Here is a 26,524-nt window from a genome sequence, read left to right as displayed (position 1 = left end):
GCATCTGACAAAAAACCGACAGGCAATAATCATGAAGCTTTTGCTAAAACCAATTCAATGGGTGTATATCTTATATGCCTCGATCGTCTTTGTAGGGGTCATGTTACTCATCCTTCCATTTATCTTCCTTGCCTCCTTTTTAGGTAGAATCAGAGGTGGAAATGTTATCTACTATTTCCTTTGGTTCTGGTCACGCACCTGGTTTCCTGCTGTGGGAATCGTCGTTAAAAGAATTTATAAATACGACCGTAAAGACAAAACACCTTTTATTTACGTCGTAAACCACAGTACCTACCTCGATGCCGCACTGGCAGTAGGTGTGATGCGCCTCCCTTTTCGCCCCCTCGGAAAAATAGAGATGCAGAAAATACCCCTCTTTGGTTTTATCTATAAGCATGCTGTTGTAGCCGTAGACCGTTCTGATGCTAAAGCCCGCTCCAGAAGTGTGCGTGAACTGATTGCCACCATCAGGGAAGGAGTATCCATCCTCATCTTCCCCGAAGGCACCACCAACGATACCGATAAGCCACTCACAACTTTTCATAACGGAGCATTCCGTATAGCGATCGAGACCCAGACTGCCCTGCAACCCGTATTATACCTGGATTGTATGGATCGCCTGCCTCAGTCTAAAGTAGTAAACCTCAATCCTGGCCTTTGTCGCATCGTATACCTGCCTCCTGTAAGTGTAACAGGTATGACCATGGACGACTTGCCGGCATTGAAACAACAGGTATTTGATATCATGGAAAAAGAATTGCTAAGTTACCGATGAAATTTGCCGACGTCATACTTCCATTAGCACTGCCTAAGAATTATACTTATGCAGTACCTGATCATATGCTGGACACGCTGAAAGTGGGCAGCCGCGTAGCTGTGCCCCTGGGCCGACAGAAGAAGTATGCCGGCGTGGTAAAGGCCATTCATGAACTGGCACCTCCTGATTATAAAACCAAACCACTGCTGGACCTGCTGGATAAAGATCCGGTAGTATATCCTACACAGCTTTCCTTCTGGGAATGGCTGGCATCTTACTACATGTGTAGTGAAGGAGAAGTGCTCAATGCCGCCCTGCCTGCACACCTCAAACTCTCCAGCGAAACAGTATTGCTCTTCAACGATGCTTATGGCGATGATTTCACCGACCTGAGTGATGATGAGTACATGATTGCTGAAGCCCTGCACATCCGCAAGGAACTCCGTATTGAAGAAGTACAGCTTATTCTCGACAAGTCAGAAGTATACTCTGTGATCAAAAAACTGATCGAAAAGCAGGTACTGCTGGTGTACGAAGAGCTGAAAGAAGTATATAAAGAAAAGAAAGAAAACTACGTACAGCTCCATGCCCGGTACGAAGCAGAGGAAGAACTGGCTAACCTGTTCAATACCCTGGGCAAAGCGCCCAAGCAAATGGAACTCTTGCTGGCCTACCTGCACCTGGTAAAGACACAGGGGAGTGTGCTGCAAAGTGAACTGCTCAAAAAATCCGGTGCCTCTGCGGCACAGCTGAAAGGCCTGGTGGATAAAGAAATCGTGTGGATTGAAAAGAGAGTGGTAGACCGTGTACCCGGTGGGGGCAAGGTGGATGTACAGATAGATTTTACCTTGAGCCCTGCACAGGATAAGGCCCTGCGGGAAATAAGAACAGGCTTTGAGCAGAAACCGGTGACATTACTGCATGGCGTAACTTCCAGCGGTAAAACCCAGTTGTACATCAAGCTGATTGAAGAGTACATTGCCAGTGGCAAACAGGTATTGTACCTCTTACCGGAGATTGCGCTCACCGCACAGATTGTACGTCGCCTGCAAAAGCATTTTGGTAATAAGATTGGTATTTATCACTCCCGTTTCAATAACAATGAACGGGTAGAAATATGGCATAAAGTAAAGAGTGGCGAACTACGTATTTTATTAGGTGCGCGTTCCAGCCTCTTACTGCCGTTCCTTGAACTGGGATTGATCATTCTTGACGAAGAGCATGATCCTTCTTACAAACAACAGGACCCTGCACCCCGCTATCATGCCAGGGATGCGGCTATTTACTATGCCGGTTTGTTTAAAGCAAAGGTGTTACTAGGTTCCGCCACTCCTTCGCTGGAATCGTATTTTAATGCGAGCCAGGGAAAATATGGATTGGTAGAACTGAGCGAACGCTTTGGTGGGCTTGAGATGCCGGAGATTGAGATTGTGGATGTGAAGAAGGCGCAGGCCGAAAAACAGATGCAGGAGAATTTCTCTCCACAGTTAATTCAGGCGATACATAGCACCATCGCACAGGGGAAACAGGTGATCCTATTCCAGAACAGGAGAGGGTATGCGCCATTTATGATGTGTACTACCTGTGGATGGATTCCTACGTGTAAGAATTGTGATGTATCACTCACCTATCACCGGTACCAGGATCAGCTGACCTGTCACTACTGTGGTACCCGTTATCCTTATGTACATACCTGTGCGGCCTGTGGAAGTCAGTCGCTGGTCACAAAGAGTTTTGGAACGGAGAAGATTGAAACTGATTTGCAGGAATTGTTCCCGAAAGCACGCATTGCCCGTATGGATATGGATGCGGTGAGGAACAAGGATAGCCATAATAAGATGATCCAGTTGCTGGAGAACCAGGAGATCGATATTCTCGTGGGCACGCAGATGGTGGTGAAAGGCCTGGATTTTGAGAATGTGAGTTTAGTGGGCATCCTGAGTGCGGACAACCTCCTGGGTTTCCCTGATTTCAGGGTAAATGAAAGGGCATTTCAGCTGATGGAACAGGTGAGTGGGCGTGCAGGCCGTAAGCATGGCAAGGGGAAAGTATTGATCCAGGCTTACCGCACCCAGCACCCGATATTACATTACGTCACCATCCATGATTATAAGGCCATGTATGCAGCAGAGATTGCGGAGCGGCAGAACTTTGGGTATCCGCCATTCTTCCGTTTGCTGAAGCTGACATTGAAACATAAAGACCAGAAGGTGGTAGAGCAGGCAGCCCTGGTATTGGCTAACTGGCTAAGGCCGCATATAGGCCCGCATTTAGTAGGGCCGGCAGCACCACTGGTAGGCAGGGTGCGGAATTATTACCTGCAGGAGATGATGATCAAGTTACCGAGAGATACTAAAGTGATCGCGCAAACGAAGCATTTGCTGAAAGAAACGTTTATTAAATTATTGGCAGAGAAACAATTCCGGAGTGTGTTCATTGTGCCGGATGTGGATTATGTATAAGTTTATTGGATAAAGTATTTCAGGATGCTGTGATCGATCTGGGCTGATGTATAAGTCTGTTCGATGACAGCTTATTAAAGTATTTCAGTATGCTGTGGTCGATCCGTGCCGGATGTATAAGTCCGTTCGATGACAGCTTATTAAAGCATTTCAGGATGCTGTGATCGATCTGGGCTGATGTATAAGTCTGTTCGACGACAGCTTATTAAAGCATTTCAGGATGCTGTGATCAATCCACGCTGATGTGGATGATGTTTATTGATTGATTGCCCGTTCCTGCTCCCATTCTGCCATTTCCTTGATCTTATCTGACTCATAAATATGCGCACCACTGGGCGTATTCGCTGCTGCATAGATCATTCCATGGGCTACATTAATTGCTTTAATTGTCCTGTACTTCTTCCATTTTCCCAGTAAGAAAAAGAAAAATAAACTGGTGAGGATATAACCTAACCATTCACCCAGTCTGAAATCTTTTCTCGTACCTACCAACACAGAAGGTCTGAAGATATGATAGCCCGGAAAGGCTAAGGCCATAATCGCATTCTCTGTTTCACCTTTGGTGCGCAGGTAGAAATTTTTTGACACTGCATTTGCACCAATGCTGGACATGAGCAGGAATTGTTTCATTCCCTGTCTGCGGGCGATAGTTGCACATCGTACCGGTATCTTATAATCCACTTCCCTGAATTTTTCCTGGCTCCCTGCCTGGCGGATAGTGGTGCCAATACAGCAAAAGAGGGCATCGCCGGTGAGCGCCTGGGCCAGGCTTTCCTCATCATTGAAGTCTACGATGACCGGTTCCAGGCCCGGGCGCTGCTTAAAGGAAGGAGTACGCAGCAGTACTTTTACTTTGCTGAATCGATCATCATGCAGGAGCAGGGTGACCAGGTTACTACCGGTCAAGCCGGTGGCTCCTATTACTACGGCTGTTTGAGACATGCTTTTATTATCTTTGTCAGGAATGTGTGTTTATAAATTTACGACCATATGCTGATTTCTGAAAATGTTTTGCTCCGGCCTTATAATACGTTTGGCATAGCTGCCCAGACCAGGTATTTTGCTGCCTTTACAACTCCTGATGAGTTGCGGGAACTGTTGAGTGCTCCGCAATTCAAAGCTTTGCCACATATGATATTGGGGGGAGGAAGTAATGTGCTCTTTACAAGGGATTTTGACGGGGTGATAATGAAGAATGGGATAAAGGGAATTGAGGTGGTGAAAGAAGATGAGGAGTATGTATATGTGAAAGCGGGAGCAGGGGAGAACTGGCATGGGTTTGTAATGGAGAACATTAAACATAACAGGGCAGGGCTGGAAAACCTGTCATTGATACCTGGTAATGTGGGGGCGAGTCCTATGCAGAATATCGGGGCGTATGGGGTGGAGATCAAGGATACGTTTTATTCCCTGGAGGCATTGCACCTGGAGGAGCTGTCTATTGTGACTTTTAATAAGGAGGAATGTGCATTTGGGTACCGGGAAAGTGTTTTTAAGCATAAATATAAGGGGCAGTTTGCCATACTTTCTGTCACCTATAAACTGAGAAAGCAGGCACAGTTTAATACAAGTTATGGTGCTATAGAGGCGGAGCTGAAGGAAATGGGGGTACAGGAACTGAGCATCCAGGCAATTAGCCAGGCGGTGATTAATATCCGGTCTTCTAAATTGCCTGATCCGGCAAAGATTGGGAATGCGGGAAGTTTCTTTAAGAACCCAACGGTTTCATTGGCGGAATACGAGCGGATTAAGGCGGCGTTTCCGAATGTGGTGGCATACCCGGTGGATGGCGGGCAGTTTAAGCTGGCGGCTGGGTGGCTGATAGAGCAGTGTGGATGGAAGGGGTATAGAACTGGAGATGCAGGGGTGCATGCGAAGCAGGCGCTGGTGTTGGTGAATTATGGGGAGGCGAAAGGAGGGGAGATATATGGTTTGTCGCAGCAGGTGCTGGATAGTGTGGAGGCGAAGTTTGGGGTGCTGCTGGAGAGGGAGGTGAATATCATTTAATTGGGAATATGTGGCTTTGTATGCTCCTGCGCTAGCCGGAGCATACAAGGCCACCCCGAAGCCTGACCTTATTTGTTGCGTAAGATGTTAGCGATAATTTTATCTGCATGATCTCTTGAATTCTCAATAAACCAGATGGCAGTATCCATTCCTCCAACTACCACACCAGCCAGGTAGATCCCCGGCATATTCGTTTCCATCGTCTCCGGATTATATTGCGGATGCCGTTTCTCATCTTTTGACAGCCTTATCCCCGCCATTTCCAGAAAGCTGAAATTTGGCTGATACCCTGTCAGCGCCAGCACATAATCATTCTGAATCGTGATCATACCATCCGGTGTCTGAATATCCACTTCCCTTTCCCTGACTGCTTTCAGGTTAGAATGATAATAAACTTTGATCGATCCTTCTGCAATACGATTCTCAATATCCGGTTTCACCCAGTATTTCACCCGTTTCCCAATTTCTCCTTCGCGGACCACCATTGTTACATCCGCACCTTTCCGATACGTTTCCAGTGCTGCATCCACAGAAGAATTATTCGCACCTATCACTACTACTTTCTGCGTAGCATAGAAATGAGGATCTTTATAATAGTGTGTTACTTTCGGCAGGTCTTCGCCCGGAATATTCAGCATATTAGGGATGTCATAAAAGCCGGTGGCAATGATGACATGATCGGCTGTATAGGTCTCTTTACTTGTTTTAATAGTATAACCCGGTGTAATGCTTTCCACCTTTTCGAAGAGGCGTACATGCAGTTTATTGGCTACTGCTACCCGGCGGTAATATTCAAGTGCTTCCGGGCGAATGGGTTTGGCATTGATAGACACCCAGGGAATGCCTCCGATTTCCAGCTTCTCAGAAGTAGAGAAGAAAGTCATGTAGAGCGGGTAATTGTAGAGTGAGTTGGTTAGGCAGCCTTTTTCGATGATGAGGTAGCTTAATCCGGCCTTTTGTGCTGCGAGTCCACAGGCTAGTCCGATAGGACCAGCGCCAACAATCAGGATATCGTACTTTTCCATGGGGGCAAAATTACGAAATAATTGGGGGTGCCTGTTGCCATTTAATTCAATAGTAGATCATTTAATTCGGTAGTTGGCTGGTTTGGTTATTTAATGCAGCAGCTTCTATTTCAGTTATTCAATAGTAGGTCATTTAATTCGGTAGCTGGCTGGTTTAGTTATTTAATGCAGCAGCTTCTATTTCAGTTATTCAATAGTAGGTCATTTAATTCGGTAGCTACCTGGTTCAGTTACTTAATGCAGCAGCTTCATTCAATTCCTTAATTCACTTACTTCATTACTACCTGGCATCCGCCAGGTAATCCAGCACCCCATACATCAGGGCATTATTCTCCGGTATAAACACTGACAAATCCTGTATCAGCCCCCTATCCTGTACGTACGGCGCTGCTACCAGTTCCTCTTCTCCGTGCTGCACCATATGCTCCAGGTTCTCTGTTGTCACCTCAAAATGAAACTGCAAAGCCATCACTTTCTCCTTATACACAAAGGCCTGATTCGATGTTGCTGCCGAAGATGCAAAACCCGCCGCTCCCGCAGGCAGATCGAAAGTATCTCCATGCCAGTGAAACACCGTCATTTCCTGTGGCAGGACTTTGACCGGAGACGATGGACTGAACTGCACTGGATACCATCCTATTTCCTTCTGTTCATTTGCATACACATTTGCCCCCAATACATGCGCAATGAGCTGTGCCCCCAGGCAGATACCCAGTACAGGTTTATCGTCATGAATCGCTTGTCTGATCATCGCTTTTTCTGCCGCCAGCCAGGGATATTCGCTTTCATCATGAATACCCATAGGTCCTCCCAGTACGATGAGAAAATCAAAATCTGTAGCAGCTGGTGGGGTGCTGTGTTTATACCAGTGAGTGTAGGTGACGTCGTGTGCCTTTAAATTAATCCAGTCAAGAATGCATCCTGGGCCTTCAAAAGGCACATGCATGAAAATATGTATATGCATAACGTTATTTTACTACGGCCATTACCACCCGGTAGTATTCCAATCCATTCATTTTGTCAGCGCTTTTGCCAAAGCAGAGATGCCTATAGTCATCAGCATCAACGTCGTAGAGTAGTTCCATATTATACCCTTCCAGGAATTGTTTCATTTTGGAAGGGGCCATTCCGAAGTTCCAGGACTCCTGGTGTTGCCGTAATTCTTTGGGTGAAATAGCTGTGCCTAAAAAAGATTGCGTGTGGGTAAGGACTTTGTCATCAATATAGATGAAAATGATCCTGGTGCCGCTTGTAAATTTACTGAAATATTGGAAGAGCTTATCCGCAATAGGGATGGTAAGTGAATTAGTGACTCCTTCCCAGATCAGTAATGTCTTGTAATGAGATTTTAGCAAGTGGTGCGGAATGGTGGTTTCAAGTTGTTGGTTACTGAAATCCACGGGGATATAATCAATAAATTCTGTGGGTTTGTTCTTCAGGTTTTCCAGTACATTTCTTTTGGCGTCCTGCAAGCGGGGATGATCAATTTCTACAAATGCGAGTTTGGTTTTGAAATCGAGACGGTGAATGCGGCAATCGTAACCAGCGCCGAAGAGGATCAGTTGATTGATGCCAAAGTTCCGGATGGTTTCCAGGATCATGACATCTATGAGCCGCGTTCGGGCCAGGCAGGAGCTGAGAGCGCCTGAGAAACGGGAGTCAAGGATCTTACCGATGATGAAGTTGAAACCGGGTACAGCAGCAAGGCTGGCTATCATGCGAAGTGATGGGGGCAGAAAATATTTGGCGAATGGGTCATTAAACAGGTAACGCCGTTGGCTGGGAAGTCTGTTGGATGCAATGGCACGGAATAAGGCCAGGTAAGCGGCGGATCTGCTGGCGAGGAGCAGTCTCATATTGGTAACATTTTATTGGATGACAATCATTGATTCGTGGAAATAAGGCCTTCGGGAAATCAAGATTTGGTTGAAAATTTTGATTTATAAATGTAAAGAATATTTTCATTTTGCAATGGAAAGTGGCAAATTAAATCGTGCAAAATCAAAAGGAGTCCTTTTTTCTTAAAATGGCTTTCATGCCCGTAGGTGAATTCCCTCTTTCATGAATGTTTTCTCATTAAACAATCAGCTGTTGGCTGAAGGAGAAGGTTTTTAAGCAATGCAACAGGGGCTTTTAATAGAAACCAGCACTGCTGAGTTTGTAAATAAGAAAGGGTGACTGGTTTCCCAATCACCCTTTTCGTATAACAAGCAAATACTTACATCAAATAGATATCTTACATGAAATGATACCTTACAAAAGCTTCCATCGCTGCATACTTCTGCAAACCTAACTGGTCGTACAGGTTCGCGGTATCTGCGTTACGGTCTTCAGCTCTTTCCCAGAACTCGCGGCTATCTGTACCCTGGAAAGGTACAACGTCTTTCTGGCTCTGGTGGATAAAGATACCCAGGCGTTTTTGTCTTACCTGGTCAGGGCTCATTGGCACTGCCATTTCGATCTCATTGATCTTCCATTCCTGCCATGCACCTTTATACAACCATACCCAGCACTCCTTCATAAACTCTTCGTGTTTCAGCTGATCCAGCGCAGCGAAGATGATTTCCAGGCATACTTTGTGGGTACCATGTGGATCGGCGAGGTCACCGGCACAGAAGATCTGGTGTGGTTTAATTTTACGGATCAGGTCTTTGGTGATATCGATGTCAGCCTGGCTTGCAGGTGCTTTCTCGATCAGACCTGTTTCGTAGAAAGGCAGGTTATTGTAGTGGATATTTTCTTCAGGGATACCTACGTAGCGGCAGGTAGCTTTTGCTTCACCACGACGGATCAGGCCTTTGATAGCACGGATCTCAGGAGAATCCTTCTGGGAAGGTTTCTTGGAACCGAGGAATGCTTTCGCATCCGCCAGTACCTGGGAGCTCTTGCTACGGTCGATGCCGAACATATCTTCAAAGCCTACTGCGAAGTCGATATAACGCAGTACGAACTCGTCAGTTACCGCGATGTTACCGGAAGTCTGGTAACCTACGTGTACATCATGACCCTGTTCGTGCAGGCGGATGAAGGTACCACCCATAGAGATGATGTCATCATCAGGGTGTGGAGAGAAGATCAGCACACGTTTTTTCAGTGGCTCAGAGCGTTCAGGGTGGCTGGGTAACTGAGTACCTGGCTTCCCACCTGGCCATCCGGTGATGGTATCACGCAGACCGTTGAACTCTTCGATATTTAATTCATATGCGGAACCGTATTGTACGATCAGGTCATTCAGACCATTTTCGTTGTAATCACGGTCAGTCAGCATCAGGATGGGTTTGTTCAGCTTCAGGGCGAGGTTGGTTACCGCTTTACGACGCAGTTTAGGCGTCCATTCGCAGTCACCGGTCAGCCATGGCTCCTTGTTACGGGTCAGGTCTTCTGCTGCCTGCTCATCGATCACGAATTTGCAGTCAGAGTGCTGTTGCAGCAGGGAAGCTGGCACCTGGTCGCTGCTGTGACCTTCAACGGAGCGTTGAACGATTTTAGATTTATGGGAACCCCATGCCAGCAGTACGACACGTTTCGCTTTGAAAATGGTATTCAGACCCATTGTGATAGCGAGACGGGGTACCAGGCTCATATTGGAAAACTCGAATGCATTCGCCATTCTTGTTGAGTTATCCAGTGTTACGAGGCGGGTGTGAGAAGTGAGGGCAGAACCTGGCTCATTGAACCCGATATGGCCATTGGTACCAATACCGAGAATTTGCAGGTCAATACCACCGGCAGCTTCAATTTTTGCTTCATATTCAGCTGCGAATTCTTTCACTTTTTCCTTTGGAATAGTACCATCTGGTACGTGTGTGTTTTCCTCCGGAATGTCAATGTGGTTGAACAGCTGTTCCTTCATGAACCTGTTGTAGCTCTGCAGCGCATCGGGTTCGATCGGATAGTATTCATCCAGATTGAAAGTGATCACGTTTTTGAAACTCAGTCCTTCTTCTCTGTGAAGGCGAACAAGTTCAGCATAAAGATACTTTGGAGTAGAGCCGGTAGCCAGGCCTAACACTACATTTTTGTTAGTGGCCTGTCTTGCCTTGATCAATGCTGCTATTTCCTGTGCCACTGCTTTGGAACCGTCTTTAGCGGTAGGATATATATCCACGGCTATTTGTTCGAAACTGTCAATCAGTTCAATTTCCTGATGATTTAGCGTCATGATTGTTAATTTGGATTAGATGCGGTTTAAAAACGAGACCGAAAATTAAAAAAAATCTTCTTACCGAGGTAGAATTTTTGTGTGTGTTTAAGCAGAAACGACAAAAATCATAAATGTATCGGGTACACTTAAAATAATTGTATTAGGATGTGAGAAAAAGCTATTAAGGGGCAAAAAAAAAGCGCTTTTGCAACGGCAAAAGCGCTTTTCATTATTTCGCTAATACTAATATTTTTTTCACTTCATCCACCTGCGTCTGGGAAATGCCATACTCTGGAACACCTGGTATACCTCCCATACTCACATTTGGATTTCTGTACACCATTCTACTTTCATTATAACCTTTGGCCGAGGTATGAAACTCTGTGGCGCCGGTTTCTTTGATCAGTGTAGCAATATTATTTGCTCTCACGCCCGAGCCTACCATGATGGCAATGCGGCCTGCTGATTTTTCAACGAGTGTTTTCAGGAGGGCAGCGCCTTCAATAGCGGTATTTCGCTGACCGGAAGTGAGGATGCGTTCACAACCAGTACTGATCACGTCTTCCAGTGCCTGCAAAGGATCGGCTGTCATATCAAATGCCCGGTGAAAGGTCACGCCCATAGGCCATGCCAGTTCTACCAGTGCTTTGGTACGCGGTACGTCTACCTTGCCATCGGCGGTGAGTAAACCTATTACCACGCCATTACAACCTAGTTCTTTGCAGAGCTGAATATCTTTCTGCATGGTGGCATATTCCAGGTCATCGTACAGGAAATCGCCACCACGGGGGCGGATAATGGGATACAGGTCAATCGTTACCTTTTCGCGTGCCAGGGCAATGGTGGCATAGCTGGGTGTGGTACCGCCTTCCAGCAGGTTGTCACACAGTTCTATACGTTTTGCACCACCTTCCTGAGCTGCGATACAGGATGCGACTGAGCCCGCACATATTTCGAGTGTAATCATGTCTTATTTATGAGGTATCGGTTCTTATTCGGATTGTAAGCTATCACAGGTTTTCTTTTGAAAAAAGAAGACTATTTATAGTAGCTTTTCCCGTCAATCAGCACGTTATTTTCCTTTTCAGAAAGTACGGCATAATTGAATCCTTTCTGCAGGCAATAAGCGCCGTATTCACCTTTTTTATTCACTGCGAGGAAGCCTACCTGCAGCCCCTTTGCTCTTTCAGGCCCTTTCTTCACAATGCGTTCTACTGCTTCTTTACAAGCTTTTTCAGGAGAATAACCCTGACGCATAAGTTCTACTACGAGGTGACTACCTACAATGCGGATCACTTCTTCACCCACACCTGTAGAAGTAGCAGCACCGATTTCGTTGTCTACATACAAACCTGCGCCAATGATAGGAGAGTCGCCTACACGGCCATGCAGTTTATATGCCATGCCACTGGTGGTACATGCACCGGATAAGTCTCCGTTTGCATCGATGGCCACCATACCAATGGTATCGTGGTTATACTCGTTTCCAGGCAGCATGCGGGGGCTAAAAGTGGTAGGGTTACTACCCTGCCCGTAAGAGGAGTTTTCGATGTTCATGACGGGCTTATACTCGGAAGTTTTCAGCCATTCTCTCCAGGCCTTTTCAGACTCCGGTGTGAGCAGGTTTTCCTTTTTAAAACCCTGTGACAATGCAAATTGCAGGGCACCATCACCTACGAGCATTACATGTGGTGTTTTTTCCATTACCAGGCGTGCTACGGAAATAGCATGGGTAACGTGCTCCAGGGAGGCTACGGAGCCACAATTGCCCTTTTCATCCATGATGCAGGCATCCAGTGTCACACGGCCATCGCGGTCCGGATTGCCGCTAAAACCTACGGTGTGGTTGTTAGGATCAGCTTCCGGTACTCTTACACCGGCTTCCACTGCATCCAGTGCACGACCACCTTTCTTTAAAATTTCCCATGCGGCCAGGTTGGCTGCACGGCCAAAATCCCAGGTAGATAATACAATGGGCTTAGTGCTTCTGTCTTTTTTTACAAACGGTAATGCCTGTGCGCTCTTTACTCCGTCTAAAGACAAAGCAGCGGCACCCAGGGCCGCTGCTTTTAAAAAATGTCTGCGATCTTGCATGATGTTTAAATTACAAGTGCTTTATGTTGATATTAATCTTTCATCTCCCATGCCAGTGCGCTCGCACCTAATATCGCAGCATCGCTTTCTTTCAGTTCGGAGAATACCAGCTTCACCTTATTCTGGAAGATAGGCAGCAGGTTCTTTTCCATATGCTCACGAACTGGTTTCATTAACAGATCGCCGGCTTTGGTCAGACCACCAAACAGTACGATCGCTTCAGGGCTGGAGAACATTACGAAGTTCGCAATTGCCTCACCCAGGATCTTACCGGTGAACTCATACACTTCCATGGCCAGGGTATCGCCCTTCATGGCAGCTTCATAAATTACTTTTGAATTTACTTCTTCTTTTTTGAATTCACGCAGCAGACTTTTTTCATTCGGACGGGTTTCCAGGAATTCCAGTGCAGTGTTGGTCACACCTGTAGCGGAAGCGTATGCTTCCAGTGAGCCATGGGCCTTGGTTCCAGGGTGGAAACGACCACCAGGGATGACGATACAGTGACCCAGTTCGCCGGCAAAACCGTCGTGACCATAGATCAGCTGACCATTTGCAACGATACCGCTACCTACGCCTGTACCCAGGGTGATGACGATAAAGTCTCTCATGCTTCTGGCAGCACCGTACATAAATTCACCCAGTGCAGCTGCATTTGCATCATTTGTTAAAACAGCAGGGATACCAAATTTAGCTTCCAGCAATTTCGACAATGGAACGATCCCCTTCCAGCGAAGGTTCGGAGCGTATTCAATATTTCCGGTATAGAAGTTTCCGTTAGGAGCTCCTACGCCAATTCCTCTGATGTTTTTGATTCCACCTACCTGATCGATCAATACGGAAAGGTGTCCGTGCAGTTCGTCCAGGAACGCGTCTACGTTTTCATGTTGGTTCGTTAGCATACGACCGTCGCATAGAATGTTACCTCTGCGATCTACTATGCCAAATTTTGTATTGGTTCCTCCAATATCAATGCCCACCGCTAATTGCTGACTCATAATCGATTCCCTGTGATTTTAAAATAGTTTTTACTCTGAATGCAAAGAATGCCAGATATGCAAAGCATATTACTGGGATTATATAGGAATAATGCGTTCCAATACTTGGATCGTCGCCCAGGCCACCCTGTACAGGAGGTACGAGGGAACCGCCCAGGATCATCAGGATCAGGAATGAAGATCCCTGTGCTGTATACTTGCCCAGACCAGCGATGGAAAGTGCGAAGATACATGGCCACATAACGGAGCAGAATAAACCGCCGCTGATGAAGCTGAAAAGAGAAACATAACCGGTAGTGCACAGACCAATTGCATTGGCAAGAATACCGAGTATGGCGAAAATCATAAGTGTTTGTGCAGGTTTGTCCTGACCGGCAAAGAAACCTATGATCTGGATCACTAAAATGCCTGCATACGGGTACAATACACTTACATCTGTACCTTTTGCATAGTTAGCTGCCAGAACAAGGCCATAAGCGAAAAATGGCACGATTACGCATAGGACTTTGCGCAACTTCTCAGACACATTGAATACGGAGATGGCACCTGTCCAGCGACCAATCATCATACTACCCCAGAACAGGGAAACATAAGGATCAATTTCTGCTGTGGTCAAACCGTTTTCAGTGAGGAAGCCTTTAGTTTCGAGCAGGCCACCCATATTGCTGGCGATGGTAACTTCCACCCCTACATATACGAAGATGGCGATCATGCCCAGTACCAGCTGTGGGTATTTCATGGCACCCCAGCCTTCGCTGCCTGTTGATAAGGTAGCACCTTTCTGCGAAATGATTTTCGCATAGAACAGTACTGAGAGAATACCCACGATACCGATAATGAAGAAAGGCAGTTTGTTTTCCCGGCCCAGACCGATCATTATTAATACGAACAATGCGGTGATGGCAGCCAGGGTTTTACTTGCTTTTGGTGATTGCTCAAATGGTTCATCCGAAGTTTCTTTCGGCATTTTTGAGAACCAGAAGATAGCAGCAGCCACGAGGAACAGCCCGATCAGCAGGATGTAAAGCGTGTTGATCTTACTGATGTCAGTATCTGCGCTCGCTGCACCCTTTGCACTACCGAAGAGCAGGATGCTCACGATGAGTGGGCCGATGGTTGTACCAAGTGAGTTGATACCACCAGCCAGGTTCAGACGGTGAGCTCCTTTGGAAGGATCCCCGAGGAGGAACGCAAAAGGATTGGCGGCAGTCTGCTGAAGTGAAAAACCAAGGGCAACAATGAAGAATGCGCCCAGGATGAGATAAAAGGCATAGGTTTCATTCGCCATGCCGCTCCCGAAATTTACTGCGGCGATGAGCGCCACAGCACCTACGACAGAAATGAGAAGGCCGTAGATAATACCTTTCTGATAACCGATCTTGTTGAGAATATCAACGCCTCTCAATGCTGACAGGAAGTACAGCAGGAGGGAGCCGATAAAGTAAGCACCATAGAATGAAAAGTCAATCAGCTGTGATTCAAGCTGATTCAAGTGGAAATGTGCCTTACAGAAGGGGATGAATATGCTGTTCGAGGCAGCAACAAAACCCCAGAAAAAAAATACAAGTATCAGTACAAAGAAAGAGGGATGTGTACTTTGCTTTGTTTGTTGACCCATAAACGTGCTAACGTGTTAACGTGTTAAATTACTGTAATCTTTGCAGCGTTAAATGTATAAATTATTTTTTGACAATTCCTAAAAATTTAGGAAAAAAATCCCGATTTTCTTGATGCAAAAACGTTTTAGCTAATATGGTATAAAATATCTATCTAATTCCGTTTATAATTGACAAAAATCCGAAAGGCGGGTGGAATTAATATACTTTTTAATCTATTTAGCGTGGAAAATTAGCATCTGTCTATTAACATTGCTCAAACCATGGTTGTTCATTAGGAAATGCTGAAATTGTTAAGTATGTTCGCAAGTATCAATCAAAGTGTTTAAATAATATATAAAACAGCAGTATGGGGAAATCCGCTACACCACCCGTTAAAGGGCCTTTACCTATGCAATCAGAACCGCAGAGCAGCTACGGCAAAGCGATGGGCATTATCGGCACTTTATTTTTCATTTTTGGATTTGTGACCTGGTTGAACAGCGTGCTGATCCCATTTTTGAAGCAGGCCTGCGAAATATCAGACTTCGAGGTGTTTTTCGTCACCTTTGCTTTCTACATTAGTTACCTGGTAATGGCAATTCCGTCATCTGCCATCCTGAAGAAAATTGGTTTTACAAAGGGGATGTCTCTTGGACTGCTTATTATGGCCGTGGGTTCCCTGATTTTTATTCCTGCTGCATACACCCGTAGCTTTCCATTATTCCTGTTGGGATTATTCGCACAGGGTACTGGTCTGACACTGCTGCAGGCGGCTTCTAACCCTTATGTTACGATCCTGGGCCCGATCGAAAAAGCGGCACAGCGTATTAGTATCATGGGGATCTGTAACAAGGTGGCTGGTATGATTGGAATTTTCGTACTGGTACAGTTGTTATTCAGTGATGCCGCCGAATTGTCTGCCAGGATCGAAACGCTGACGGGAGCTGCAAGAGAAGCAGAACTGCAGGCACTGGCACAACGTGTGGTTGTTCCTTACCTGGTGATGACAGTCGTACTGCTGGCACTTGCGTTCATGGTTAGAAAATCTGATCTGCCTGAAATTAACACAGACGAAGAAAATGGTGCCGCTGCTGATGAAGCCGGCGTTAAGAAAGGCATTCCGCCGCATTTGCTGCTGGGGGTTGTATGTATCTTCGCGTATGTAGGTGTGGAAGTGCTGGCAATTGATTCGCTGGCATTGTATGGGGAGTACAATGGCTTACAGAAAATGGTTGCAACCAACCTGGGTATTTATAGCCTGATTGCACTCACTGTAGGTTATCTTTCCGGTATCGTGCTGATTCCAAAATTCATCTCTCAGAAAACGGGTTTGATCATCTGTGCTACAATGGCACTGGTGCTTTCTGTAGGTGCGCTGGTAACTACCGGATGGAGCTCTATCATTTGTATTATCCTGCTGAGTTTATCACATGCATTGATGTGGCCTGGTATCTGGCCGCTGGCAATGAATAAAGCGGGTAGACATACCAAGATCGGTGCTGCTTTCATGGTGATGGCGATTTGTGGTGGTGCGATCCTGCCGCTGATTTATGGTGCAATTGCAAGGAGTACTGACAGGCATATTGCTTATATGGTAATGCTGCCATGTTATGTATATATCCTGTATTATGGCTTGAGTGGTCATAAAGTAGGATTGAAAGAAAAATAGATGTAGCAGTATATTTTAATACTGTTTCATGTAATGAAGATGCTAAAGAAAATTAGTAGAGTACATACATAAAAAAAGTCCGCAATTTTACTTGCGGACTTTTTCTTTTTTAATATTGGTCATCGAGTGCAAAGACCGGTTTTCGATTCATCCAATTGCCTCTTGTAAAATCAGGTATATACTGCACACTTCCACCTTCTGCTACTGATGCCTCACTCAATGGTGTGATCGCATACATCGTAGCCAGGTCATACACATCCTGCGCATAAGGCGCCTCTCTCTTTATACTCTCCACAAAGCTATTGATCACATACCAGTCCATACCTCCATGCCCCGCGCCAGCTGAACTCTTCGTATACCTTTTCCACAGCGGGTGATCATATTTCCCCATATAGCTACCCGCATCTCCTGCTTCACCAGCCTTCTCCCACTCATCATATGGACTCTTACCCTCAACGTATACACTCGCTTTATCATCCATCCACAATCCATTCGTTCCCTGTACACGAAAATTCAAAGAGTAGGGGCGAGGTGAATTTGTATCGTGACTAAGCATAATCGTTTCTCCATTACTGGTACGGATCAGTGTCGTCACAATATCCCCCAGGTTGAACTGCACTTTTGCATTCGGATGGCTCTCACTACTATTATCGACAACGTATTTATGCAAGCCACGACTTTTAGTAGCCACAGATGTTAAGGATACAAGACGATTGCCACGATTCACATTGATCATATTGGCTACCGGCCACAGACCATGTGTAGGGTAGAGGTCTCCGTTACGATGCACACTATGATTCGTACGCCAGTGTGCTTCTGATAGCCCCTTTTCGCCAAACTCAACACCACCGCCATAAATCTGCTTGCCATCATTAAATTTTACTTTACGCAGATCATGCTGATAGCCGCCCTGCAAGTGAATCAACTCTCCAAACAAACCCTGACGTACCATGTTAAGCACTGCCATGATATCACGGCGATAGCTTACATTTTCCATTGCAAATACGGGCACGCCCGTTTCTTCAGAAACGTTCACAAGCTGCCAGCACTCCGCTACATCCGTAGCACCACATACTTCCACTGCTGGTGTCTTGCCTGCTTTCATTGCAGCGACAGCCTGTGGTGTATGCCATTCCCAGGGAGTAGCAATAATGACTGCATCGATGTCATCACGTTTGAGCAGGTTGCGGAAATCTTCGGGTCCGTTCGTGTATTCTGCTACTTTCTTTTTGCTGCCATAAATTTTGTCAATGAGTTTTCTGGCTCCCGGAATCGCCCAGTTGGTGTCCGGATCAGCGATGGCAACAACTTCTACATCTGCACGGTTCAGGCATAGTTCAAGATGGCCCTGCCCCCTGGCACCTACGCCAATGAGGCCCATTCTTACTTTTTCTTTTTTAACGTTTGCAAAAAGTCTGCTAGGAGTATCCAGCAAAGTGAGGCCGACTCCGGCGGCCATGGTGTTTTTGAGAAATGTTCTCCGGTGTAAATGCTGCTTTTTCATGTTTCATTTTGGTTTTACTCTTGGCGATAACATGATTGAATGGTGTATTGTATTGTGTAGCTGGTCGTTAAATGTAATGTAAATGAATTGCAAATGCAATTTTTTTCGCCGGGCGGAGACCGGGCAAAATCCTGTTATTTTCACTTTAACTTCCTTTATTTTCTCTGCTAATAGCGATAATGGACCTTTGAATGGTATTAGCTGCTGGAACCATGGTATAAAACGATGAAAATATTATTGATTACAACCTGTTTATAGCACCTTTACTGACAAGGAATAGGGGAAGGCCCGGCAGAATGTGATGTTTCTATTTGCCGGGGATAGTTTTACAGCCTTTCTACAGATCCCCGTTTGAAAAGTATGGACAAATTGATGGCCATCCATTACGATCGAGTGGGGGCGTAACAGCAACCGCGACCGGGGTCACAAGCATATCTTATTATTACCTGGCACGAAAACAAAGGGGAGAAGGATCACCATTATGGGTGCCAAAGCCTGCCCTGTATTGACTGGGGTACAGCAGGGGCAAACTACTTTCTATAAGCTGTTAAAATTAACACAACCAGGTAAACAGGTGCTCTTTTTGGGCTCCTGTTTTATAACACATTGCATATCAGTCAAAATATAGATTTAAAAAAAATATTTCCTGTAAATCTCTGTTTGGCTCGGCTTTTGTTAATTTTGCACTGGAAATTTAACAGTAAACCTGAAAATTTTTTGACCACATTGAATAAATAATATTATAACTTTGCGGTTGATTAATTAAAGACAGTTTTTAACAATTTAATGCTGAACTGAAGTTGGAAAACTTTGCGGCCCATACTCTTTCTCCTTTTCACCCTTCCCTGATGGAAGGTGAGTGTTCCATTGGGTTCAATGTCTTTAGATACCTTTCCCGACGACCTCGTATTTGATAGTGCCGCCTAGCCAGCCCGCTATCGCAACCTTAATGACTCTTCACAAATCCATTAAGGTATTTCCTCCCATCAAACATGGGAATTAATTCAATTTATTTATTGTAACGTTTTCAATTGACAAGATTGGAAAATCCGAATATCATCGTACGGGTAGCCACCGTTGACGATCAGCATTACGGTAAGACTATTACCGACGAGATGGAAGCTTCTGCCAAGGCCAGAGGAACAGGTATAGCCAAGCGTTCTCCAGAGTATGTACAACATAAAATGGAAGAAGGTAAAGCTGTGATCGCATTAACTGACAAAGGTGAATGGGTAGGTTTCTGCTATGTAGAAGCCTGGGGCCACGAGAAGTTTGTAGCCAATTCAGGCCTGATCGTAAACCCTGCATTCCGTGGACATGGTGTGGCGAAAGCCATTAAGCATAAAGTATTTCAACTCTCACGCGAGAAATATCCTGATGCCAAGATCTTTGGTCTCACGACAGGCCTTGCTGTGATGAAGATCAACTCCGAGCTGGGCTATGAGCCCGTAACTTATTCAGAACTGACTGATGATGAAGAGTTCTGGAAAGGTTGCCGTAGTTGTGTTAACTTTGATGTGCTCACCAGCAAGAACCGCAAAAACTGTTTGTGTACAGCTATGCTCTACGATCCGGTAGAGAAAGCTAAAGAAGCAGAAGAGAAAGCAAAGCGTGAAGCTGAGCATTACAATGTGGCATCGCAGCCGCAGGTGATGGTCGCTGCAAACGGCACCATCCAGCATCCGCAGCGGAAACGTAAGTTCTCTAACAACTTCAAACTGTTCGAACGCTGGCTCCGTTTCAAAAGATTCGTACTGCTCAAGAGCGGTAAGGAAAAAGAAGGAGGAAGCGGTGGCGGTGCTGCTGCTGCAAGCAAGAAAAGATTCTTCCTGTTTAATTTTTTGTAGATAGACAATATTATTATCAACAATCATTATCACTATAAGTAAATGAAAAAAGTAGTACTGGGATTTAGCGGAGGACTCGATACTTCCTATTGCGTTAAATATCTGACCGAAGAAAAAGGATATGAAGTGCATTCTGTAATCGTGAATACCGGCGGTTTTTCTGAGGAAGAACTGGTGGAAATTGAAAAGCGCGCTTACAATTTAGGTGTGAAGAGCCATAAAACGGTAAATGCAGTACGCTCTTATTATGATAGTGTGATCAAATACCTCATCTTCGGTAATGTACTGAAGAATAATACCTACCCGCTGAGCGTAAGTGCTGAGCGTATGAGCCAGGCACTCGCTATCGGCGAATACGTAAGAGAAGTAGGTGCTGACGCTGTAGCACACGGTAGTACCGGTGCTGGTAACGACCAGGTGCGTTTTGATATGATCTTTAATATCATGATCCCAGGTGTTGAAATTATCACCCCGATCCGTGATATGAAACTGAGCCGTGAAGAAGAAATTTCTTACCTGAAAAAGAAAGGTGTTGAAATGAATTTCGAAAAGGCTGCATACTCCATCAACAAGGGTATGTGGGGTACTTCAGTAGGTGGTAAAGAGACCCTGACTTCCAACGGTTTCCTGCCTGAAGAAGCATGGCCTACACAGCTGACGAAAGACGGTACTGAGCAGGTGAAACTGAAATTTGTAAAAGGTGAACTGAGCGGCGTAAATGATAAGACCTTCGCTCATCCTTCTGAAGCGATCCAGTATTTGCAAACCATTGCAGGCCCATTTGCCATTGGCCGCGATATACACGTAGGTGATACCATCATCGGTATCAAAGGCCGCGTAGGCTTCGAAGCTGCCGCGCCTGTGATCATTCTGAAAGCACACCATGCACTGGAAAAACACGTGCTTACAAAATGGCAGCTGAGCTGGAAAGATCAACTGGCTGCATTCTACGGTAACTGGCTACACGAAGGTCAGATCCTTGATCCTGTAATGCGCGACATCGAAGCGTACTTACAACACGCCCAGGAAAACGTGACCGGTGATGTATTTGTAACATTACAGCCTTACCGCTTCCAGGTAACTGGTATCGAATCTGCTTACGATCTGATGAGCAGCAAATTCGGTAAATACGGTGAAATGAATAATGGCTGGAGCGGTGAAGACGTAAGAGGCTTCAGCAAGATCTTTGGTAACCAGACTATGATCTGGCATCAGGTAACTGAGAGCGCTAAGGGCGGCAAATAACTAATAATGGAGAAAAAAATCAACGCAGGGATCGTAGGCGGCGCTGGTTATGGTGGCGGCGAAATGATCCGTCTTTTGCTGAATCATCCCAATGTAAATATATCTTTCGTACACAGTCGCAGTAATGCCGGCAATCCTTTATATGCCGTACATGCTGACCTGCTGGGCGAAACTGAACTCACCTTTACCGGAGAGCTCAGCAATGATGTAGACGTGATCTTCCTTTGCCTGGGACATGGTGAAGCAAAGAAATTTGTGGAAGACAACGACATCCCTGCCAACATCAATATCATCGATCTGAGCCAGGACTTCAGGCTCGGTGAAACAGCCAAAGGCCGTGAATTCGTGTATGGTCTGGTTGAAATGAACAGAGAGAAAATTGCACACGCAAAGAATATTGCCAATCCTGGCTGCTTTGCTACTGCTATACAACTCGGCCTGCTGCCACTGGCAAAGGCCGGCAAACTGCAGGAAGTACATACTACCGGTATCACAGGTTCTACCGGTGCCGGACAAAGCCTGCAGGCGACTTCCCATTTTACATGGAGAGCCAACAACGTGAGTACATACAAAGTGCTGAGCCATCAGCACCTGAAGGAAATACGACGAAGCTTACAGCTGTTGCAACCATCCTTTGGCGGTGAGATCAATTTTGTACCTGTAAGAGGTGACTTCCCAAGAGGCATCTGGATCACATCCTACCTGAACAGCGATCTTACTCTCGAAGAAGCACAGCAGCTGTACAAAGACTATTATGCAAATCATCCTTTCACACATGTAAGTGATAAACAGATTGACCTGAAACAGGTGGTGAACACCAACAAGGTCCTGATCCAGCTGGAGAAAGTGGGCAACAAACTCGTGATCCACTCTATCGAAGACAACCTGGTGAAAGGTGCCTCCGGACAGGCCATTCAGAATATGAATATCATGTACGGTCTGGATGAAACTGCAGGACTGAAGCTGAAATCAATCGTATTTTAAAATCTCAAGATCCTTCTGAAAAATGAATTTATTCGACGTATATCCCATCAATAATATTACCATCGACAAAGCCTTAGGTTCCAATGTTTGGGATGACCAGGGCAATCAATATCTTGACATGTATGGTGGTCACGCCGTGATCTCTATCGGTCATACTCATCCTCATTACGTAAAGAGACTGACTGAACAACTGAAAAAAGTTGGATTCTATTCTAACTCTGTGAAGATCCCTATTCAGCAGCAGCTGGCTGAAAAACTTGGTAAACTGAGTGGTAAGCCAGACTACCAGTTGTTCCTCGTGAACAGCGGTGCGGAAGCAAATGAGAATGCACTGAAACTGGCGTCATTCTACAATGGTAAAAAGAAAGTAATTGCTTTCAAAAACAGCTTCCACGGCAGAACTTCCCTGGCTGTAGCGGTGACTGACAATCCTAAGATTGTAGCGCCTGTGAACCAGACTGACAACGTGATCTTCCTGCCATGGGAAGATGAAACAGCACTGGAAGCGGCTTTCAAAGCTAACGAGATCTCTTCTGTGATCATCGAGGGTATTCAGGGTGTAGGTGGTATTAAAGTTGCCAGCGCTTCTTTCCTGCAAAAGATCAGGAGCCTGTGCGATCAGTATAATGCAGTATTTATTGCAGACAGCGTGCAGTGTGGTTATGGCAGAAGCGGTAAATTCTTCTCCCACGATCATGCGGGTGTAAATGCAGATATTTATACCATGGCAAAAGGTATGGGTAATGGTTTCCCGATTGGTGGCATCATTATCGCGCCGCATATTAAACCGGCTTACGGTATGCTGGGTACTACCTTTGGTGGTAACCACCTGGCTTGTGCAGCAGCTCTGGCCGTACTGGAGACGATGGAAAATGAAAACCTGATTGCGAATGCAGAGAAGGTGGGTAACTACCTGATCAGCGAGCTGAAAAAGTTCCCGCAGGTGACAGAAGTAAGAGGTCGGGGGTTGATGATCGGTATTGAACTGCCGGAATCACTGAACCATGTGAGAAAAGAACTGTTATTTAAGCATAAGATCTTTACAGGTGAAGCGAAGCCAAATGTGATCAGGTTGCTGCCTTCACTGGCATTGACCATGGAACATGCTAACGAGTTTTTGACTGCATTCAGCAAAGAGCTGAATTAACTAATTTGGTAGGAATTCATTTTAAATTTCAATAAAAGACAAACCGCAGCAGCAGCTAATGCCGGAGGTATCAGCTGTTGCTGCGGGGAGAATGGCCTGCGGCCGGCTTTAAAAATTGGAATGAATTGCTAACGATCTTTTTAAATTATCATCATTACAGCGCCATACAGAAAAAATGAAACAATTTATTTCAGTAGAGGATGTGCCAAGTGTTCCACGTTTAGTGGATATCGCTTTGGACTACAAGAAACAGCCTTTTAAAGATAAGAAACTGGGTGAGAACAAGACCCTGGGCATGATCTTCTTAAACCCGAGTCTGCGAACACGATTAAGTACGCAGGTAGCGGCGAAGAACCTTGGGATGGAAGCGGTAGTATTCAACATCGATAAGGAAGGCTGGCAACTGGAAATGAATGATGGTGTGATTATGAATGGTAGCACTTCAGAACACGTGAAAGAGGCAGCAGCAGTAATGGGTCAATACTTTGACATCATGGCCATCCGTACTTTCCCTGGTCTGAAAGACAAGGAGGCCGATTACACAGAGAAGTATATTAACCAGTTTATCAAATATGCAGGTGTACCTGTAGTCAGCCTGGAAAGTGCTACCCTGCACCCGCTGCAGAGCCTTACCGATGTAATCACGATCAAAGAGCGCTGGAATCAGCCTCGCAGACCAAAGGTAGTGATGACCTGGGCTCCTCACGTGAAAGCTTTGCCACAGGCAGTACCAAATTCATTTGCACAATGGATGAATGGATGGGGTGAAGTTGATTTTGTGATCACACATCCTCACGGTTATGAACTGGATCCTAAATTCAGTGGCAGTGCACAGATCGAATACAACCAGGATAAAGCACTGGAAGGTGCTGACTTCGTATATGTAAAGAACTGGTCTAACTATAACGACTATGGTAAGATCACCTGTACGGATCCCAGCTGGATGGTAGACAATGCAAAGCTGCGTGGTACCAACGATGCGAAGATCATGCACTGCCTGCCGGTAAGGCGAAATGTGGTGATTGCGGATGAAGTGCTGGACGGGCCGAATTCGATCGTCATACCAGAAGCCGGCAACCGTGTTTGGGCTGCGCAGGCTGTGTTAAGTGAGATTTTGAAGAATAAATAATATGAAGGCATCCCCGCAAAGGATGCCTCCCAATTTTACATAAGATATGATCGATCTCTTTGTCATTAAAGTCGGCGGTAACGTTATCGACAACCCTGCTTTACTGGATACATTTTTACAGAAGTTCTCAAAAATTCAGGGTAAGAAAATACTGATACACGGTGGAGGAAAGATTGCAACAAAAATAGGTGACAAGCTGGGTATCGAATCGAAATATGTAGATGGCCGCCGTATTACAGATGCGGAAACAATTGACGTAGTGACCATGGTATATGGTGGTTTGGTGAACAAACAACTGGTTGCCAAATTGCAGGCGAATGCCTGCAATGCCATTGGTATGACCGGTGCTGACGCGAATATTATTCCCGCTGTAAAACGCCCTGTAAAAGAGATCGACTACGGATTTGTAGGAGACATCAACAATGACCAGGTACAGTCCACACCGCTGAAAGCATTGCTGGAAGCCAACCTGACACCTGTATTTGCTTCCCTTACCCATGATGGCAAGGGGCAGATCCTGAACACCAATGCAGATACCATTGCTGCTGCACTGGCTATTGCCATGTCGAAAGTATATAACGTAAGACTGATCTATTGTTTCGAAAAGAAAGGAGTACTTCACGACGCACAGGATGATAATGCTGTAATTAACCTGATCGATCGTCAGATCTATAATGAGCTACTGGCAGACGGTGTGCTGACAGACGGAATTCTTCCTAAACTGAACAACGCATTTGCTGCAATTGAGAGTGGAGTAAATGAAGTGCTGATCGGCCATGCAGATGATGTGCTGAGCAATACCTCTGACACCGTAGCTGGCACCTTAATACGCTAACCTATGTGGAACCAACAACTGTACACTGATGCTGTTGAACTATTAAAATCATTGATCGCAACACCTTCGCTGAGCAGGGAAGAGCAGGATACTGCTACGCTGATAGGCGATTTTCTGACAGCAAGGAACATACCTTTCAACCGGCATCTGAATAACATCTGGGCACAAAATAAATACTTCGATCCTGCTAAACCAGTGATCGTATTCAATTCTCATCACGATACCGTAAAGCCTAATCCGCAATATACACGTAACCCATTCTCTCCTGATATTGAGGATGGCAAACTGTATGGATTGGGAAGCAACGATGCAGGAGGCTGCCTGGTAAGCCTGATTGCTACTTTCCTGCATTTCTACGAGCGCCGTGATCTGAAATACAACGTGATCCTCACGGCAACTGCCGAAGAGGAGATCAGTGGTCACAACGGTATTGAGAGCATTCTCGATCAGTTGCCAGCCATCGAATTTGCGATCGTAGGAGAGCCAACACAAACACAGCTGGCGATTGCCGAAAAAGGGCTGATGGTACTGGATTGTACGGTGTACGGCAAGGCTGGTCATGCGGCCAGAAATGAAGGTGAAAATGCCATTTACAAGGCATTATCCGATATCGAATGGTTCCGTACTTACCAGTATCCAAAAGTATCTGAAACACTCGGCCCTGTGAAGATGAGCGTAACGGTGATCAACACATCAAATAAAGCACATAATGTGGTGCCTGCTGATGTATCGTTCGTCGTGGATGTGCGTGTAACGGAACAGTATACACTGGAAGAGATCCTGGAGATCATTCAGGCGAATGTACAATGTGAAATAAAGCCACGTTCTATCCGGATGCGTCCTTCAGGGATTCCTTTGGATCATCCGTTTGTACTGGGCGGCGTGAGATTAGGGAAAACTTGTTATGGTTCACCTACCACCTCTGACCAGGCATTGATCCCGGCTACCTCTATCAAGATGGGCCCTGGAGATTCTGCCAGGTCACATACGGCTGATGAATACATTTTTGTGGATGAGATCAGGCAGGGAATAGACAGTTACATATCATTGTTGGAAGAGATTATTAAAAACTAATTGGA

Annotated in this window: 21 protein-coding genes; 11 read left to right on the top strand and 10 right to left on the bottom strand. The window is 45.6% G+C overall.

All coding sequences use genetic code 11. The annotated features are described in order from the left end of the window. The first annotated feature begins 31 nt into the window (after nt 1–31). Nucleotides 32–775, top strand: coding sequence for a lysophospholipid acyltransferase family protein (locus U0033_RS12505; RefSeq protein WP_072361522.1), 744 nt, complete (start codon nt 32–34; stop codon nt 773–775). Further along, a complete protein-coding gene (gene priA / locus U0033_RS12500; protein ID WP_072361072.1) occupies nt 772–3,219 on the top strand; it encodes a replication restart helicase PriA in 2,448 nt (815 codons plus the stop codon). The genes U0033_RS12505 and priA overlap by 4 nt, the downstream gene beginning before the upstream one ends. Nucleotides 3,220–3,474: 255 nt before the next feature. On the opposite strand, the gene U0033_RS12495 is transcribed toward priA, so the two are convergent. Beyond that, the gene (locus U0033_RS12495) at nt 3,475–4,161 is read right to left on the bottom strand and encodes an NAD(P)H-binding protein (protein ID WP_072361075.1); all 687 of its coding nucleotides are present in this window, start codon (nt 4,159–4,161) and stop codon (nt 3,475–3,477) included. Nucleotides 4,162–4,209: 48 nt separating this feature from the next. On the opposite strand from U0033_RS12495, the gene murB reads away from it, so the two are divergent. Continuing rightward, the gene (gene murB, locus U0033_RS12490) at nt 4,210–5,226 is read left to right on the top strand and encodes a UDP-N-acetylmuramate dehydrogenase (RefSeq protein WP_072361078.1); all 1,017 of its coding nucleotides are present in this window, start codon (nt 4,210–4,212) and stop codon (nt 5,224–5,226) included. A 68-nt stretch (nt 5,227–5,294) separates the two neighbouring features. On the opposite strand, the gene U0033_RS12485 is transcribed toward murB, so the two are convergent. From U0033_RS12485 to U0033_RS12450, 8 genes are all read right to left on the bottom strand, one after another. Next, a complete protein-coding gene (locus U0033_RS12485; protein WP_072361081.1) occupies nt 5,295–6,251 on the bottom strand; it encodes a YpdA family putative bacillithiol disulfide reductase in 957 nt (318 codons plus the stop codon). A gap of 280 nt (nt 6,252–6,531) precedes the next feature. Then, entirely contained in the window at nt 6,532–7,215 is a 684-nt protein-coding gene (locus tag U0033_RS12480; protein ID WP_072361084.1) for a type 1 glutamine amidotransferase, read from the bottom strand. Between the two features lie 4 nt (nt 7,216–7,219). Further along, on the bottom strand, nt 7,220–8,107 hold the full coding sequence (locus U0033_RS12475) for a class I SAM-dependent methyltransferase (RefSeq protein WP_072361087.1): 888 nt from the start codon (nt 8,105–8,107) through the stop codon (nt 7,220–7,222). Nucleotides 8,108–8,487: 380 nt separating this feature from the next. Continuing rightward, a complete protein-coding gene (nagB, locus tag U0033_RS12470; protein ID WP_072361090.1) occupies nt 8,488–10,413 on the bottom strand; it encodes a glucosamine-6-phosphate deaminase in 1,926 nt (641 codons plus the stop codon). A gap of 211 nt (nt 10,414–10,624) precedes the next feature. Further along, nucleotides 10,625–11,362, bottom strand: a complete 738-nt coding sequence (locus U0033_RS12465; protein ID WP_072361093.1) for a copper homeostasis protein CutC — start codon at nt 11,360–11,362, stop codon at nt 10,625–10,627. A 71-nt stretch (nt 11,363–11,433) separates the two neighbouring features. After that, nucleotides 11,434–12,489, bottom strand: a complete 1,056-nt coding sequence (locus U0033_RS12460) for a N(4)-(beta-N-acetylglucosaminyl)-L-asparaginase (protein WP_072361096.1) — start codon at nt 12,487–12,489, stop codon at nt 11,434–11,436. A gap of 32 nt (nt 12,490–12,521) precedes the next feature. Next, a complete protein-coding gene (locus U0033_RS12455) occupies nt 12,522–13,487 on the bottom strand; it encodes an ROK family protein (protein WP_072361099.1) in 966 nt (321 codons plus the stop codon). Beyond that, complete coding sequence (locus tag U0033_RS12450) at nt 13,459–15,105, bottom strand: MFS transporter (protein ID WP_072361102.1); 1,647 nt, start codon at nt 15,103–15,105, stop codon at nt 13,459–13,461. The genes U0033_RS12455 and U0033_RS12450 overlap by 29 nt, the downstream gene beginning before the upstream one ends. A 389-nt stretch (nt 15,106–15,494) precedes the next feature. Here U0033_RS12450 and U0033_RS12445 point away from each other — a divergent pair, with 389 nt between their 5' ends. Further along, a complete protein-coding gene (locus U0033_RS12445) occupies nt 15,495–16,754 on the top strand; it encodes a sugar MFS transporter (protein ID WP_072361105.1) in 1,260 nt (419 codons plus the stop codon). A gap of 109 nt (nt 16,755–16,863) precedes the next feature. Here the strand turns inward: U0033_RS12445 and U0033_RS12440 are convergent, their stop codons facing one another. Then, entirely contained in the window at nt 16,864–18,258 is a 1,395-nt protein-coding gene (locus U0033_RS12440) for a Gfo/Idh/MocA family protein (RefSeq protein ID WP_072361108.1), read from the bottom strand. 1,031 nt (nt 18,259–19,289) lie between these two features. Between U0033_RS12440 and U0033_RS12435 the strand changes: the two genes are divergently transcribed. The 7 genes from U0033_RS12435 (at nt 19,290) to U0033_RS12405 (ending at nt 26,519) form a co-directional block, all read left to right on the top strand. Continuing rightward, the gene (locus tag U0033_RS12435) at nt 19,290–20,105 is read left to right on the top strand and encodes a GNAT family N-acetyltransferase (protein WP_245801771.1); all 816 of its coding nucleotides are present in this window, start codon (nt 19,290–19,292) and stop codon (nt 20,103–20,105) included. Nucleotides 20,106–20,147: 42 nt separating this feature from the next. After that, nucleotides 20,148–21,350 carry an argininosuccinate synthase gene (locus U0033_RS12430; RefSeq protein ID WP_072361114.1) on the top strand — a complete coding sequence of 401 codons (1,203 nt, stop codon included), beginning with the start codon at nt 20,148–20,150 and terminating at the stop codon, nt 21,348–21,350. 6 nt (nt 21,351–21,356) lie between these two features. Further along, the gene (gene argC / locus U0033_RS12425; RefSeq protein ID WP_072361116.1) at nt 21,357–22,334 is read left to right on the top strand and encodes an N-acetyl-gamma-glutamyl-phosphate reductase; all 978 of its coding nucleotides are present in this window, start codon (nt 21,357–21,359) and stop codon (nt 22,332–22,334) included. A gap of 22 nt (nt 22,335–22,356) precedes the next feature. After that, complete coding sequence (locus tag U0033_RS12420) at nt 22,357–23,481, top strand: aspartate aminotransferase family protein (RefSeq protein ID WP_072361119.1); 1,125 nt, start codon at nt 22,357–22,359, stop codon at nt 23,479–23,481. 175 nt (nt 23,482–23,656) lie between these two features. After that, nucleotides 23,657–24,610 (top strand): Rossmann-fold NAD(P)-binding domain-containing protein, encoded by a 954-nt coding sequence (locus tag U0033_RS12415; RefSeq protein ID WP_072361121.1) that lies wholly within the window; start codon nt 23,657–23,659, stop codon nt 24,608–24,610. A gap of 46 nt (nt 24,611–24,656) precedes the next feature. Continuing rightward, entirely contained in the window at nt 24,657–25,445 is a 789-nt protein-coding gene (argB, locus tag U0033_RS12410; protein WP_072361124.1) for an acetylglutamate kinase, read from the top strand. Between the two features lie 3 nt (nt 25,446–25,448). Beyond that, complete coding sequence (locus U0033_RS12405; RefSeq protein WP_072361127.1) at nt 25,449–26,519, top strand: M20 family metallo-hydrolase; 1,071 nt, start codon at nt 25,449–25,451, stop codon at nt 26,517–26,519. Nucleotides 26,520–26,524: the final 5 nt, after the last annotated feature.

Source organism: Chitinophaga sancti, from assembly GCF_034424315.1.
GTDB lineage: Bacteria > Bacteroidota > Bacteroidia > Chitinophagales > Chitinophagaceae > Chitinophaga > Chitinophaga sancti.
The sequence above is the reverse complement of the archived record's forward strand: the minus strand, read 5'-3'. Positions and strand labels throughout refer to the sequence as shown.

Coding starts and splice junctions, on each gene's coding strand:
- U0033_RS12430 (WP_072361114.1), top strand. CDS start 20,148: ATGAAAAAAGTAGTACTGGGATTTAGCGGAGGACTCGATACTTCCTAT.
- U0033_RS12465 (WP_072361093.1), bottom strand. CDS start 11,362: ATGATTACACTCGAAATATGTGCGGGCTCAGTCGCATCCTGTATCGCA.
- argC (WP_072361116.1), top strand. CDS start 21,357: ATGGAGAAAAAAATCAACGCAGGGATCGTAGGCGGCGCTGGTTATGGT.
- U0033_RS12460 (WP_072361096.1), bottom strand. CDS start 12,489: ATGCAAGATCGCAGACATTTTTTAAAAGCAGCGGCCCTGGGTGCCGCT.
- U0033_RS12420 (WP_072361119.1), top strand. CDS start 22,357: ATGAATTTATTCGACGTATATCCCATCAATAATATTACCATCGACAAA.
- U0033_RS12505 (WP_072361522.1), top strand. CDS start 32: ATGAAGCTTTTGCTAAAACCAATTCAATGGGTGTATATCTTATATGCC.
- U0033_RS12455 (WP_072361099.1), bottom strand. CDS start 13,487: ATGAGTCAGCAATTAGCGGTGGGCATTGATATTGGAGGAACCAATACA.
- U0033_RS12445 (WP_072361105.1), top strand. CDS start 15,495: ATGCAATCAGAACCGCAGAGCAGCTACGGCAAAGCGATGGGCATTATC.
- U0033_RS12415 (WP_072361121.1), top strand. CDS start 23,657: ATGAAACAATTTATTTCAGTAGAGGATGTGCCAAGTGTTCCACGTTTA.
- U0033_RS12485 (WP_072361081.1), bottom strand. CDS start 6,251: ATGGAAAAGTACGATATCCTGATTGTTGGCGCTGGTCCTATCGGACTA.
- U0033_RS12480 (WP_072361084.1), bottom strand. CDS start 7,215: ATGCATATACATATTTTCATGCATGTGCCTTTTGAAGGCCCAGGATGC.
- U0033_RS12475 (WP_072361087.1), bottom strand. CDS start 8,107: ATGAGACTGCTCCTCGCCAGCAGATCCGCCGCTTACCTGGCCTTATTC.
- U0033_RS12450 (WP_072361102.1), bottom strand. CDS start 15,105: ATGGGTCAACAAACAAAGCAAAGTACACATCCCTCTTTCTTTGTACTG.
- priA (WP_072361072.1), top strand. CDS start 772: ATGAAATTTGCCGACGTCATACTTCCATTAGCACTGCCTAAGAATTAT.
- nagB (WP_072361090.1), bottom strand. CDS start 10,413: ATGACGCTAAATCATCAGGAAATTGAACTGATTGACAGTTTCGAACAA.
- U0033_RS12440 (WP_072361108.1), bottom strand. CDS start 18,258: ATGAAAAAGCAGCATTTACACCGGAGAACATTTCTCAAAAACACCATG.
- argB (WP_072361124.1), top strand. CDS start 24,657: ATGATCGATCTCTTTGTCATTAAAGTCGGCGGTAACGTTATCGACAAC.
- murB (WP_072361078.1), top strand. CDS start 4,210: ATGCTGATTTCTGAAAATGTTTTGCTCCGGCCTTATAATACGTTTGGC.
- U0033_RS12495 (WP_072361075.1), bottom strand. CDS start 4,161: ATGTCTCAAACAGCCGTAGTAATAGGAGCCACCGGCTTGACCGGTAGT.
- U0033_RS12405 (WP_072361127.1), top strand. CDS start 25,449: ATGTGGAACCAACAACTGTACACTGATGCTGTTGAACTATTAAAATCA.